Annotated in this window: 10 protein-coding genes and 1 pseudogene; 7 read left to right on the forward strand and 4 right to left on the reverse strand. The window is 72.0% G+C overall.

Annotation, left to right across the window (positions count from 1 at the left end; translation table 11 throughout):
* Positions 1-209: pseudogene (locus tag BXA03_RS05620) on the reverse strand (hypothetical protein); the annotation flags it as partial.
* A gap of 200 nt (positions 210-409) precedes the next feature.
* On the opposite strand from BXA03_RS05620, the gene BXA03_RS05625 reads away from it, so the two are divergent.
* On the forward strand, positions 410-1,948 hold the full coding sequence (locus BXA03_RS05625; protein ID WP_076504903.1) for a YifB family Mg chelatase-like AAA ATPase: 1,539 nt from the start codon (positions 410-412) through the stop codon (positions 1,946-1,948).
* Positions 1,949-1,968: 20 nt separating this feature from the next.
* Here the strand turns inward: BXA03_RS05625 and BXA03_RS05630 are convergent, their stop codons facing one another.
* The gene (locus tag BXA03_RS05630) at positions 1,969-2,925 is read right to left on the reverse strand and encodes an AraC-like ligand-binding domain-containing protein (RefSeq protein WP_076504905.1); all 957 of its coding nucleotides are present in this window, start codon (positions 2,923-2,925) and stop codon (positions 1,969-1,971) included.
* A 183-nt stretch (positions 2,926-3,108) separates the two neighbouring features.
* On the opposite strand from BXA03_RS05630, the gene BXA03_RS05635 reads away from it, so the two are divergent.
* The 6 genes from BXA03_RS05635 (at position 3,109) to BXA03_RS05660 (ending at position 9,154) form a co-directional block, all read left to right on the forward strand.
* Positions 3,109-4,314, forward strand: coding sequence for an amino acid ABC transporter substrate-binding protein (locus tag BXA03_RS05635; RefSeq protein ID WP_076504907.1), 1,206 nt, complete (start codon positions 3,109-3,111; stop codon positions 4,312-4,314).
* Between the two features lie 10 nt (positions 4,315-4,324).
* On the forward strand, positions 4,325-5,203 hold the full coding sequence (locus tag BXA03_RS05640) for a branched-chain amino acid ABC transporter permease (RefSeq protein ID WP_076504909.1): 879 nt from the start codon (positions 4,325-4,327) through the stop codon (positions 5,201-5,203).
* On the forward strand, positions 5,200-6,126 hold the full coding sequence (locus BXA03_RS05645; protein ID WP_076504910.1) for a branched-chain amino acid ABC transporter permease: 927 nt from the start codon (positions 5,200-5,202) through the stop codon (positions 6,124-6,126). Before BXA03_RS05640 ends, BXA03_RS05645 begins: the two co-directional genes overlap by 4 nt.
* Positions 6,119-6,856, forward strand: coding sequence for an ABC transporter ATP-binding protein (locus tag BXA03_RS05650; protein ID WP_076504912.1), 738 nt, complete (start codon positions 6,119-6,121; stop codon positions 6,854-6,856). The genes BXA03_RS05645 and BXA03_RS05650 overlap by 8 nt, the downstream gene beginning before the upstream one ends.
* A gap of 44 nt (positions 6,857-6,900) precedes the next feature.
* Complete coding sequence (locus BXA03_RS05655) at positions 6,901-7,614, forward strand: ABC transporter ATP-binding protein (protein WP_076504914.1); 714 nt, start codon at positions 6,901-6,903, stop codon at positions 7,612-7,614.
* Positions 7,615-7,699: 85 nt separating this feature from the next.
* The gene (locus BXA03_RS05660) at positions 7,700-9,154 is read left to right on the forward strand and encodes an aldehyde dehydrogenase (RefSeq protein WP_076504917.1); all 1,455 of its coding nucleotides are present in this window, start codon (positions 7,700-7,702) and stop codon (positions 9,152-9,154) included.
* Positions 9,155-9,167: 13 nt separating this feature from the next.
* On the opposite strand, the gene BXA03_RS05665 is transcribed toward BXA03_RS05660, so the two are convergent.
* Together BXA03_RS05665 and BXA03_RS05670 are read right to left on the reverse strand one after the other, a co-directional pair.
* The gene (locus BXA03_RS05665; protein ID WP_076504919.1) at positions 9,168-13,088 is read right to left on the reverse strand and encodes a molybdopterin cofactor-binding domain-containing protein; all 3,921 of its coding nucleotides are present in this window, start codon (positions 13,086-13,088) and stop codon (positions 9,168-9,170) included.
* Positions 13,085-13,576 carry a (2Fe-2S)-binding protein gene (locus BXA03_RS05670; protein WP_076504921.1) on the reverse strand — a complete coding sequence of 164 codons (492 nt, stop codon included), beginning with the start codon at positions 13,574-13,576 and terminating at the stop codon, positions 13,085-13,087. Before BXA03_RS05670 ends, BXA03_RS05665 begins: the two co-directional genes overlap by 4 nt.
* Between the last annotated feature and the right edge of the window lie 14 nt (positions 13,577-13,590).

Here is a 13,590-nt window from a genome sequence, read left to right on the forward strand (position 1 = left end):
TTGGTCTTGTAGAAGCCGTTGTTGCCGATGGCATCCTGGTCCTGGCCACGGAACTTGTAGTTGGTGGTCAGCGAGATGTTGGCCGTGACGGGCGACGGTTCAGGAGCCGCGGGTGCTGCGGGCGCCGTCTGTGCGGAGGCCGCGCCAGCGGCAGCTGCCAGGCTCAGGGCAATCGTTGCCGCCTTGATCGTGGCCGGACGGATCTTCATCGGGTAACTCCTCGCAAGTGGTGTTCGTTGGAGTTCCCTTCAAAGCAGGGAGCGTGCCAAAAGACAGCCGCGTCCTACGCGCGTGAACTGCTGCACACCGGGACCGGAAAAAAACGGGGCAGCCGCTGCGCAGCGCCCGGCTCTTGTTCAATGCATGAAACACGACCGGTGCTTTGCACCAAATCAGGGATTTGAGAACAATGAGCCTTTCTTTGGTGCAGACGCGCGCGCTGGTGGCGCTTGAATCGGCGCCAGTCACCGTTGAGGTGCATCTGGCCAACGGTTTGCCCAGCTTCACCCTGGTCGGACTGGCCGATGTGGAGGTCAAGGAGGCACGCGAACGGGTGCGCTCCGCGATCCAGAACTCCGGTCTGGCCTTCCCGCACGACCGCCGCATCACGGTGAATCTGGCGCCGGCGGACCTGCCCAAGGATTCCGGCCGCTTCGATCTGCCGATCGCCCTGGGCATCCTGGCGGCGAGCGGCCAGATCGATGCCACGCGGCTGGTCGGCCATGAATTCGCGGGCGAGTTGTCTCTTTCAGGCGACCTGCGCCCCGTGCGTGGCGCCTTGGCCACGGCCCTGGCCGCCGGCGGCCCGGAACTGCGCCCCGTCTTGGTGCTGCCGCTGGCCAGCGCGCGAGAAGCCGCACTGGTGCCCGGCGCCACCGTCTACGGCGCCGCGCATCTGCTGGACGTGGTGCGACCCTTCCTCCCGCCCGACACGCTCGCCCAGGTGGAGGACGGCCCCGGCTGGGTGCGCATCGCGCCGCCCGACCGGGCAGCGGCGACGGCCGACAGTCCCGACCTGGCGGACGTGAAAGGCCAGGCGGCCGCCCGGCGGGCCCTGGAGATCGCCGCCGCGGGCGGCCACAGCCTGTTGATGGTCGGTCCGCCCGGCGCCGGCAAGTCGATGCTGGCGCAGCGGCTGGCCGGCCTGCTGCCGCCGATGGACGTGCAGGAGGCGCTGGAGAGCGCCGCCATCGCCAGCCTGTCGGGCCGCTTCGACCCGCAGCGTTTCATGCAGCGGGTGGTGGCCAGTCCGCACCACACGGCCAGCGCCGTCGCGTTGGTCGGCGGGGGCTCGCCGCCCCGGCCGGGCGAGATCTCGCTGGCCCACCATGGCGTGCTCTTCCTCGACGAACTGCCCGAATTCCCGCGCGCGGCCCTGGAAGCGCTGCGCGAGCCGCTGGAGACCGGCACCATCTCCATCGTGCGCGCCGCGCGGCGGGCCCAGTTCCCGGCGCGCTTCCAGCTGGTGGCGGCGATGAACCCCTGCCCCTGCGGCCACCTGGGCTCGCGCCTGCACGCCTGTCGCTGCTCGCCCGACCAGGTGGCGCGCTACCAGGCGCGCATCAGCGGCCCGCTGCTGGACCGCATCGACCTGCATGTGGATGTGCAGGCCATCGACCCGCGGGAGTTGCTCGGCGCGCCGGCGGGCGAGTCGAGCGCCGCGGTGCGCGAACGCGTAGCCGGAGCACGGGCCGCAGCGATGGCGCGCCAGGGCAGCGCGAACCAGTCCCTGTCCGGCCAGGCGCTGGACAGCCACGCCCGGGCCGATGCTGCCGCCCTCGCCTTCCTGCAGAAGGCTGCGACGCGCCTGGGCTGGAGCGCCCGCGCCACGCACCGCGCCCTGCGGGTGGCCCGCACCATCGCCGACCTGGCGGCCGCCGAGGCCGTGTCGGCCCCGCACGTGGCAGAGGCGATGCAGTACCGCCGCGTGCTCAGCGCCACACCCTGAGCGCGGCTGGCCGCGCACGCTCAGCCACGCTGCTGCGCACGGCGGAACTCGCTGGGACTCATCCCGGTGTGCTCGCGGAACAGACGCGAGAAATGCGACGGATTGCCGAAGCCCCAGGACAGTGCGACATCGGTGATGGAGCGTGACGCCGGCAACCCGCGGCGCAACTCGTCGATGCAGGCCTGCAGCCGCTGCTGCTGGATGTAGCTGGCCAGCGTGAGATCGTCCTGCGCGAAAGCGCCGTGCAGCAGACGCTTGCTGCAGTTCAGCGCCCGCGCGATGTGCTCGATGGACAGCTGCGGATCGCGCAGGTGGCGCGCCACATGGTCGCGGATGCGATCGCGCAGTGCCAGCTTCTGGGTGACGGCCGTCTCCTGGCCCGACAGCTCCAGAAGCGACAGGCGCACCAGCTGCATGATGAGCTCGCCCGCGCCCCGCGCGGCCGTGTCGCTCATGGTGGGCAGCTCGCGGTAGGTGGCACGCATGGTGTCCAGCGCCACGCGCGAAATGCCGCTGCCGCCCCCCACGCGGCGGGCCATCAGTGGCGGCAGATGAACGCCGCGCTCGGCCATCTGGGCCTTGGGGCACATCACGATGAGGTGCTCGGTGGCCTCGGGGTTGTCGATCTCGTAGCCGGCGGTGGTGTCGTAGATGATCCAGCCGCCCTCGCGCGCACTGGCCTCGCGGCCGTCCTGGTGGACCGTGGCGCTGCCTTGCCAGGGCGCGACGATCTTGAGCCAGGCGCCATCGTCGCGGCGCGCCAGCTGCGGGCTGCGCAGCACGCGGTGGCGGCCACCCTCCAGCCGGGTGAGGATGACGTCGCCGGCGTGCGCGGCGCACAGGCGGCCATCGAAGCCGGTGTCGCCGTAGAAGTCGGATTCGAGTCCACCGAAGTGGCGCCAGATCCAGTCGCGCCACTGCGGCAGGCGCTCGCGAGGAGCCACGGCATCGGTGCTCAGCAGCAGGGACGAGGGCATGTCGGGCTCCGGAGTGGGATGGACGCGGATTATGGGCAGCCACCCCACGCACACGACCTGCTCTAGGGGCAAACCCCAGCGGCCCTGCACGCTGGTGCAACAACACCGTGCACGCTGCGCACAGCAGCACGGGCGGGCCGTTCCTACGATGCGCCGCACCGAAGCAAGAACAGGAGACACACCATGGCAGAACTCTCGGCGGCCAGCCGCCGTCAATGGCTCCAGGGCGCCGCCGCCCTGGGCGCCGCCGCCGTCGCCCCCGGCCTGCGTGCCCAGTCCGGCCCCGTGCGCATCGGCTATGCGATGTCACGCACCGGGCCCTGGACGCCGGGCGCGCAGGTGAGCCAGGAGCCCAACTACCTGCTGTGGGCCGAGCAGGTCAATGCCGCGGGCGGGCTGGACGTCAAGGGCGTCAAGCGACCGGTGGAGCTCATCAGCTCCGACGACCGCAGCGACATCGAGACCTGCGTGCGCTCCTACCAGAAGCTCATGGGCAGCGACAAGGTCGACCTCATCCTGCCGCCCTGGGGGAGCAATGCCAACTTCGCCATCGCGCCACTGGCGCAGCGCTTCGGCTACCCGATGCTGGCGCCCACCGCCCTGTCGCGCAAGCTGATCGACATGAACCTGTCGTATTTCTTCTCGCTGCTGCAGCAGCCCGACCGCATGATGGGCGCGCTGGTCGACATGCTGGCCGCCAGCGGCGCGAAGACCGTGGCCATCGTCTACATGGACGACCTGTTCGGGCTGGAGAACTTTGCCGCGCTGAACAACGCGCTCAAGAAGACCTCGATCCAGGTGGTCGAGCGCAAGAGCTACCCCCTGGGCGTCAAGGACCTGTCGCCGGTGCTGCGCGGCATCAAGGAGCTCAACCCCGATGCCTTCATCGGCATCACCTACCCGCCGGACACGGTCCTCGCGAGCAAGCAGGCCAAGGAGGTGGGCTTCAACCCCAAGTTCTTCTACTGCTCGGTGGGCACCGCCTTCCAGCTCTACCGCAACGTGATCACCGCGCCAGGCGCCGAGGGCGTGCTGGGCATGGGCTCCTGGAACGCCAAGACCAGCCCCGAGGCCAAGGCCTACTTCGACGCCCACACGCGCCGCTTCGAGGGCAAGGAGCCCGACCGCTGGGCCAGCGGCCATTGCTGGGCGGGCCTGCAGATCCTGCAGTCCGCGGTGGGCAAGGTGGGACTGGACCGCAAGGCGCTGCGCGACTGGATCGCCGGCACTACCCACAAGACGATCATCGGCGACATCCGTTTCACCGGCAGCGAGAACACCGCCACGCCCGGCACCGTGGGCCAGTGGCAGAACGGCGAGTTCGAGGTGGTGTGGCCGCAGTCGGTGGCCACGGCGCGGCTGAACGCGGCCAAGCCAGCCTGGAAGTGAGGCCGCGCGCATGTCGTTGACGGGCTGGTTCGAGCTGCTGGCCAGCGGGCTGATCACCGGCGGCATCTATGCGCTGGTGGGCCTGGGGCTGAACCTGCAGTACGGGCTCATGCGCATCCTGAACATCGCCCATGGCGAGTTCCTGATGCTGGGGGCCTATGCCACATGGATGGGCCACACGCTGCTGGGCTGGTCGCCGCTGGCGATGCTGCCGCTGGCCTTTGCGGGCCTGATGCTGCTGGGTCTGCTGATCCACCGGCTCACCTTCCGCCGCCTCGCGGCCGAGGCGCCGAATGTCGAGGTGTTCGAGGCGCGCGGCCTGATGGTGGCCTTCGGTCTGATGTTCCTCGTCCAGAACTTCGCCAGCTGGGCCTGGGGCGGCGATCTGCGCGGCTACGACTACCTCACCACCCCGGTGGCGATCGGCGGTGCGCAGTTCGCGGCCAACAAGCTCCTGGTGTTCGGGCTGGCGCTGCTGTTCGCGCTGGCGCTGATGGCGGTGCTGCACTTCACGCTGCTGGGCAAGGGCGTGCGGGCGCTGATGCAGTCGCCCACCGGCGCCCAGCTGGTGGGCATCGACACGCGCCGGCTGCATCCGCTGATGTTCGGCGTGGGCCTGGGCCTGTCGGGCGTGGCGGGCTGCCTGCTGTCGATGGCCTACACGCTCACGCCGGCCATGGGCGAGCCCTACACCGTCACGGCCCTGATCGTGATCACGCTGGGGGGCTTCGGCAGCATGGGCGGAACGCTGCTCGGCGGGCTGCTGCTGGGCCTGATCGAGGCCCTGGGCATGCATTTCACCAATCCCTCGCTCAAGTCACTGCTGTCGTATGGCGTGTTCATCGCCGTGCTGCTGTGGCGACCCAACGGACTCTTCGCACGCCGATGACACGTCAATGGACAACCCTGGGCCTGCTGGCCCTGGCCGCCGCGCTGCTGCCGGCCGTGGCGAGCGAATTCGCCCTCTCCCTGGCCATGGCCTGTGCCATGTACGTGGCGCTGGCCAGCAGCTGGAGCCTGTTCTGCGGCAGCACGCGCTACCTGTCGCTGGCCACCTCCGCCTTCTTCGGTATCGGCGCCTATGCCAGTGCCGTGCTGCTGGACAGCCTGCCCTGGCCGCTGGTGATCGGCGTGGGTGCGGCGCTGGCGGCGGCGGTGGCGTTGGTCATCGGCGCGGCGGTGCTGCACCTGCGCGGCACCTACTTCGCGGTGCTGACCTTCGGCATGACCGAGCTGATCCGCCATGCCGTCACCTACTTCGAGAAGCAGGTCACCGGCACGGTGGGCCGTGTGCTCACGGTGGTGCCGGAAGAGCGCACCGTCTACTACACGGTGCTGAGCCTGGCCGTCGCGGCCGTGGCCAGCGCGATCGTGGTGCGACGCAGCCGCTTCGGCCTGGCGCTGTCGGGCATCGGCGCCGACGAGCAGCGCGCCCAGACCCTGGGCGTGAACACGCGTGTGACCAAGACGCTGGGCTTCGCCCTGACGGCCGCCTTCGCCGGCGCCGTGGGTGCGGCCATGGCCGTGCGCTGGACCTACATCGACCCCGTCACGGTCTTCAATCCCTTCATCGGCTTTCAGACCGTGCTGATCGCGCTGATCGGCGGCGCCGCCACGCTGTGGGGCCCGGTGGCCGCGGCGGTGGTGTTCAGCGTGCTGGCCGAGACGCTGCGGCTGCAGCTGCCGCAGGCCTACATGATGGCGCTGGGGCTGCTGCTGATCCTGTCCGTGATGCTGGTGCCCGACGGCGTGGGCAGTGTCGGCCGCGCAGAGCTGCGCCGCTGGTTCCGGCGGGAGGCCGACCATGGCTGAGCCGCTGCTGCAGGCCCGCGGCCTGACCGTGCGCTTCGGCGGGCTCACGGCCGTCGATGCCGTCGATGCCGACTTCATGGCCGGCGAGCTGGTGGGCATCATCGGCCCCAACGGCGCGGGCAAGACCACCTTCTTCAACGCCATCTCGGGCGTGCAGCCCCCCACCTCCGGTTCGCTGCGCATGGGTGAGCGCGACCTGGCCGGCCAGGGACCGCACCGCTTCGCCGCCGAGGGCGTCGCCCGCACCTTCCAGACGCCGCGCGTCTTCGCCCAGATGCCTGTCGCGGCCAACGTGGACTTCGGCCTGCAGTTCGCCGGCCGCCATCGCCCGGCGCCGCCCGCGCTGCGCGATGCGGCGGCCATCCTGCAGCTGATCGGCCTGGCCGGCCTGGCCCACCTGCCCGCCGCCGCCATCACACCCGCGCAGCAGCGCCTGCTGGAGATCGGGATGGCGCTGGCCACCCGGCCGCGCCTGCTGCTGCTGGACGAGGTGGCGGCGGGGCTGACCGAGTCCGAGGTCGAATCCATGGCCCGCCTGATCGGCCGGCTGCGCGGCGAGCTGGGCCTGACCGTGGTGTGGATCGAGCATGCGGTGACCATCCTGCTGCGCCATGTGGAGCGGGTGCTGGTGCTGCACCAGGGCCGCAAGATCGCCGACGGCACGCCGGCCGAGGTGGTGCGCGACCCGCAGGTGCTCGAGGCCTACCTGGGCGACGAGGTGATCGCATGACGGCAAGACCGACCCCTTCGAACGACATCGCCGCCAGCGCACCGATGAACGGCGCGCGTCTGCAGGTGCAGGGCCTGGGCGCAGGCTACGGCGGCTTCGCCGTGCTGCGCGGCATCGACCTCTCGGTGACCCCGGGGCTGACCGTGGTGCTGGGCCCCAACGGTGCCGGCAAGACCACACTGCTCAAGGCATTGGCCGGCCTGATCCCGCGCACGGGCACCGTGATGCTGGACGACACCCTGCTGCCGGTGCGCCAGCCCGGCGTCGCCGTGCGGCGCGGCATGGCGCTGGTGGCCGAAGGCCGCCAGCTCTTCGCGCAGATGAGCGTGGCCGACAACCTCGAGCTGGGCGGCTGGCTGGCCACCCGCGCCCAGCGCGCCGAGCGCCTGCGCCAGGCTTTTGCCGACTTCCCGCGGCTGGCCGAACGGGCCCGGCAACTGGCCGGCACCATGAGCGGCGGCGAGCAGCAGATGGTGGCGGTGGCCCGCGCGCTGATGAGCGCGCCCCGCCTGCTGATGCTGGACGAACCCTCGCTGGGCCTCGCGCCACGCATGGTGGACGAGCTGCTGGCCATCGCGCGCCGCATCGCCGACGCCGGCACCACCGTGCTGATGGTGGAGCAGAACGTGCGCAAGGCGCTGGCCGTGGCCGACACGGCGCATGTGCTGGAGCACGGCCGGCTGGTCGCCAGTGGCCCGGCGGCCGAACTCGCCCGCTCGGATGTCTTCCGCCAGGCCTACCTGGGCACCGCGGCCTGATCCCTCTGCTGCGCCGCGATGACGCCCGGTGCATCGCGCCTTTCATTCATCCAGATCCCAGAAACCTTCCAGGAGATCCTCTTCCATGTCCGACCTGTCCATGCTCATCGACGGCCAAGCCGCCACGGCCGAAGGCGGTGCCACCTTCGAGCGCCGCAATCCGCTGGACGGCAGCCTGGCCTCGCGCGCACCGGCGGCCACCGCGGCCGACGCGTTGCGCGCCACCGAGGCTGCCGCCCGCGCCTTCCCCGCCTGGAGCCGCACCGGCCCCAACGAACGCCGCGCGCTGCTGCTCAAGGCCGCCGACGCGCTCGAGGCCAGGTTGCCGGACTTCACCGCCGCCCTGCCGCGCGAAACCGGTGCCACGGCCATGTGGGCCGGCTTCAACGTGCACCTGGCCGCCGGCATGCTGCGCGAGGCCGCGGCACTGACCACGCAGGTGGCCGGCGAAGTGATTCCCTCCGACGTGCCGGGCAGCCTGGCGATGGGCCTGCGCCAGCCGGCCGGCGTGGTGCTGGGCATCGCGCCGTGGAATGCGCCGGTCATCCTGGGCGTGCGCGCCCTGGCCACGCCGCTGGCCTGCGGCAACACGGTGGTCTTCAAGGGCTCAGAGCTGTGCCCCCACACGCACCGGCTGATCGCGCAGGCCTTCATCGACGCCGGCTTTCCGGCCGGGGTCGTCAACTACATCACCAACGCGCCGGCCGATGCCGAGGCGGTGGTCAATGCCGTGATCGCGCACCCGGCGGTGCGGCGCGTCAACTTCACCGGCTCCACGCGCGTGGGCACGCTGATCGCGGTGCAGTGCGCGCAGCACCTCAAGCCGGTGGTGCTGGAGCTGGGCGGCAAGGCCCCGCTGCTGGTGCTGGACGACGCCGACCTGGATGCCGCCGTGAACGGCGCCGCCTTCGGCTGCTTTGCCAACTCGGGGCAGATCTGCATGAGCACCGAGCGCCTGGTGGTCGACCAGGCCATCGCCGACACCTTCGTGCAGAAGTTCGCGGCCAAGGCCCGCGCCCTGCCGCTGGGCGATCCGCGCGGCAGCGAGCCGGTGGTGCTGGGCAGCGTGGTGGACATGAAGACCGTGGCCCACTGCAATGCGCTGATCGACGATGCGCTGGCCAAGGGCGCCACGCTGCTGTGCGGCGGCAAGGCCGAGACCACGCTGATGCCCGCCACCCTGCTCGACCATGTGACACCGGAGATGCGCATCTATGCCGAGGAAACCTTCGGCCCGGTCAAGGCCATCGTGCGCGTGAATGGTGTGGAGGAAGCCATCGCCTGCGCCAACGACAACCCCTACGGGCTGTCCTCGGCGGTGTTCAGCCGCGACACGGCGCGGGCGCTGCAGGTGGCGCAGCGCATCGAGTCGGGCATCTGCCACATCAACGGCCCGACCGTGCACGACGAGGCGCAGATGCCCTTCGGCGGCGTCAAAGGCAGCGGCTGGGGCCGATTCGGCGGCAAGGCCGGCATCGCCGAGTTCACCGACCTGCGCTGGGTGACCGTGCAGACCGGCGAGCGGCACTACCCGTTCTGATCGCCGCCTCCGGTCAAGGCCGGGTGGGCGCGCCATGCCCCGGCGCGGCCCGCACCCGCGCGACCTGCGCGGGCAGGTCGGCCCAGGCCGGCGCCTGGGGCGCGAAGCGGGCGCGCATGTAGCCGGCCAGTTCGGCGACCTGCGCATCGTCCAGCGCGTCGCGGAAGGCGGGCATGAAGCCGATGTCCCGCGTGGGCGGCGTGCGCACGCCGTCGAGGATGGTGCGGATCAGGTTGTCGGGCCGGGTGCTGGTGAGCTGGCTGTTGAGGGCCAGCGGCACGTTGGCGCCCAGCAGCGTGGGGCCGTCGCCGTCGTGGTGGCAGGCGGCGCAGGCGGACTCGAACATGCGCTGGGGCGCCCCCAGCAACGCACCCTGCCCGGCGGCGGCGCGCTGCACCGCCTGCGTGGCGAGTGCCTGCGGATCGGCCGCAGGCGCCGGGTTGAAGCTGGCCAGATAGGTGGCCATGGCGCGCACGTCGGCATCAGGCAGCTGCTGCAGGCCGTGCACCACCTCGGCCATCGGCCCGCCCGCGATGCCGTGCCGCGGCGAATGGCCGTGGCGCAGGTAGGCGTAGAGGCTCTCCGCGTCCCAGGGCACGGCGTTGGTCGAGCGGGCGGTGAGGGCCGGCGCCTCCCAGCCGTCGATCAGCGCGCCGGACAGGAAGTCCGTGCCGGCTTTCTCTGCACCCAAGGCGTTGCGCGGACTGTGGCACGCGGCGCAGTGGCCCAGGCCATTGACCAGATAGGCGCCGCGGTTCCATTCGGCGCTCTGGCCGGCCACGGGCTGGTAGGGCGTCGCGTCGTGGAACAGGCCGTTCCAGCCGGCCATGAGGGGGCGCAGGTTGAAGGGGAAGCGCAGGTCGTTGGCCGGCATGGCCGCCGGTCCACCGTCCTCGCGCGCGCCGGCCTTCACCGGCGGCAGGGACATGAAGTAGGCGTAGAGCGCCTGCAGGTCGTCGTCGCTGGTCTTGGCGAAGGCGGTGTACGGGAAGGCCGGGTACAGGTGGCGGCCATCGCGCGAGATGCCCTCGCGCATCGCGCGCTGGAAGGCGGTGAAGGACCAGCGGCCCAGGCCCGTCTCGGCATCGGGCGTGAGGTTGGTCGTGTGGATGGTGCCGAAGGGCGTGTGCATGGCGCGCCCGCCCGCGTTGGGCAGGCCGCCCTCGGCCGTGTGGCAGACGGCGCAGTCGCCGGCGGCGGCCAGCTGGCGGCCGCGTTCGATGGTCTGCGCGCTGTAGGCCGGCGCGCTGAAGTTGACGGGCGCGATGGCCGGGCGCCAGCCGAGCAGACCGGCCACGGTGCCGATGCCGCCGACGAGCAGGCCGGCGATGAGGGCCGGCCAGCCCTTGCGGCGCGGGGCGAGGGTTTGGCTCCTTCCCCCGCTGGGGGAAGGCGGGGATGGGGGCTGCGGCGCCTGCTCGGCCGACGGCGCCCCGGACTGGCCCCCACCCCCGCCCTCCCCCACAGGGGGAGGGAGTGAAGACAGCGCGGCCAGCACCTTCTCGGGCGTGAAGGGCGGCTCGCGCAGGCGCACGCCCGTCGCATCGAAGATGGCATTGGCGATGGCCGCCGTGCCCGGCACCGAGGCCGACTCGCCCGCGCCCAGCGACGATTCGCCGGGGCGCGGCATCTGCAGCACCTCGATGACCGGCACCTCGCGGAAATGCAGGATCGGGTAGCTGCCCCATTCGCGCGTGGCGACCACGCCGGCCGGCGGCATGCCGGGCAGCGGCGTCTTCACCGGGAGCTGGGAAGCCGCACTGCCGGCCGGCTTCGCGGCGGGCGCGAAGCGCACCTCCTCCTTCAGCGCCCGGCTGGTGGTCTGGATGACGTTGCCGTGCACCTGGTGCTCGACGCCCGCCGGGTTGACGGTCAGGCCCGCATCGTGGCCGACGACCACGCGGCGCACGTGCACTTCGCCGGTCCGGCGGTTGACCTCCACATCGGCCACCCAGGCGGCCCAGGCCGCGCCGAAGCCGGGCCACTTGCTGTGGATGTAGCGGGCGTATGCGAAGCCTTGCCCGAAAAGGACGTCGCCCCCCGGGCCCACTCGCGACTGCGGCGGCCGCGAGGGATGGTCCCCATGCGCATCCTCCTGCGGGCCGGTGCGCCAGCGCCAGCCGGCCTTCTGCGCCGTCGCCTCGATCAGCTCGCGCGCCCGCTCGTCGGGCAGGTGGCGCAGGCGGAACTGCACCGGGTCCACACCGGCGGCGGTGGCGAGCTCGTCGATGAAGCTCTCGTGCGCGAAGGAGTTGGGCAGGGCCGAGACGCCGCGCAGCCACGAGGCGCGCACGATGGGCGCCATGTCGCGCACCTGCACCCGCAGGTGGTCGTAGGCATAGGGCGGGCGCGCGGTGCGGTCGCCCATCTCGTAGGCCTGGGCCAGCGGCTCCACCGTGCGGGTGAGCAGCAGGGCCAGTGTGGGCGCACCGTTGCTCGGGTAACTCGTCTGGAAGTCGTAGGCCGCGATGCCGCCCTCGGGCGACAGGGCGCCGGCCACCTCCATCAACTGCGCCGTGCCCTTGGGCTCCCACAGGTGCTCCTGCTCGCGGCTGAGCTGCACACGCACCGGCGCATCGACGGCGCGGGCCAGCAGCGCGGCGTCGGCCGCCACGTCGTCGGCGCCGTTGCGGCCGTAGCAGCCGGCGGCCTCCAGGCGGACGACGTCGACTTCGACGTCCTGCAGGGCCAGCAGGCGGGCCAGGTCGGCGCGCAGCACGTGCGGGTTCTGGGTACCGGCCCAGCAGCGCAGGCGCACGGCGGGTCCGCCTTCGCGGCCTGCGCCCTCCTGGCCACCGTCAGCGCCATTGCCCGTGCCACGCTCACGGCCATCACCGTCGCGGTCGTCGTCCGGCTCCCACTGCGCCACCGCGCACGACGGCCCGATGGACGCATGCAGCTGGTACGGCCACAGATAGGTGCGGCGCAGCGTGCCATCGCCCTGCAACGCAGCCTCGACGTCGCCCTCGTCCACCAGCGTGCGCGTGGTGGACGGGTTGGCGCGGATGGCCTCGGCCACCTTGCCCGCGCCGGCCAGGTCGGGCATGCCGGGCCAGGCCTTCCAGCGGACGCGCAACTCGCGCATGGCCTGTTCGGCGTGCTCCTCACGCTCGGCCACCACGCCGACGAAGTCGCGGATGACGACCACGGCGCGGATGCCGGGGATGTGGGCGATGGACGACTCGTCCACCGACTCCAGCGTGTTGCCGATGAAGTCGCCATGGTCCGCGCCGGCATAGGGCGGGCGGATCACGCGGCCGTGCAGCATGCCGGGCAGGCGCATGTCGTGCACGAAGGCCAGCTCACCGGCCAGCTTGGCGGGGATATCGATGCGCGGCTGCGGCGTGCCGACGATGCGGTAGTCCTCGGGCCGCTTGAGCGGCGTGGCCGGGTCCAGCCGCAGCACGGTGCGCTGGCCGGCCAGCAGCTCGGCGAAGGGCAGCGCCCCGCCCTCCGCCACGATGCGTCCGCGGTCGATGGCGAGTTCGCCCACCGGCCGACCCAGGCGCTCGGCCGCGCGCGCCAGCAGCCAGTGCCGCGCCTGCGCTGCGGCCAGCCTCAGCGGTTGCGCATGGATCTGGATCGAGGCGCTGGCGATGGTCGCGCCCTGGTTCGGCACCTGCGCCGTGTGGCCGAGCGCCATGGCGACGCAGGCCATGGGCACGTCCAACTCCTCGGCCACGATCTGGGCCAGGGCGGTCTGGATGCCGGTGCCCAGGTCCACGTGGCCGTTGAGGGCGGTGACGCTGCCGTCGTCCCAGACGGCGAGCAGGATCTCGTCGCCTTCCGCCGGATTGCCGGGCACCGCAGCAGGTTGGCCCTTGGCCGGCGGCGGCGGCACGGGCGTGTCGCGCACGACGACCAGCACGCCCTCGGCGCCGAGGAATTCGGCGCGCGTGCGGGGCTGCGCGGCGCGTCGTGGGTCGGCGGTCACCGGGGCGCCTCCGGCAGGGCCGCGGCGCCGAGCCGGGCCGCGGCCAGGCTCACCGCACGCAGGATCTCCACATGCGTGCCGCAGCGGCACAGGTTGCCCGACAGCTCGCTGCGGATGCGGGCCTCGTCGGCGTGCGGCTCACGCGCGAGCAATGCCGCGGCCTGCATCACCATGCCGTTGAGGCAGTAGCCGCACTGGGCGGCCTGGGCCTCTTCGAAGGCCTGCTGCACCGGATGGAAGTGGCCGCGCCGGCCCAGCCCTTCCAGGGTGGTGACGGCGCGCCCCGCCACGCCATGGGCCGGGATCACGCAGGCCCGCGCCGCGGTGCCGTCCACATGCACCGTGCAGGCGCCGCACTGGCCCAGGCCACAACCGTACTTGGGGCCGTTCAGGCCCAGGTCGTTGCGCAGCAGGTGCAGCAGCGAGGCCTGACGCGGCACCTCGCGCGCGAAGGGCTGGCCGTTGACGGTGAGCTGGAGCGCGGGCAAGGCAGGTCGCTCGA

This window comes from Pseudacidovorax sp. RU35E (assembly GCF_900156165.1).
Taxonomy (GTDB): Bacteria; Pseudomonadota; Gammaproteobacteria; order Burkholderiales; family Burkholderiaceae_C; genus Xenophilus.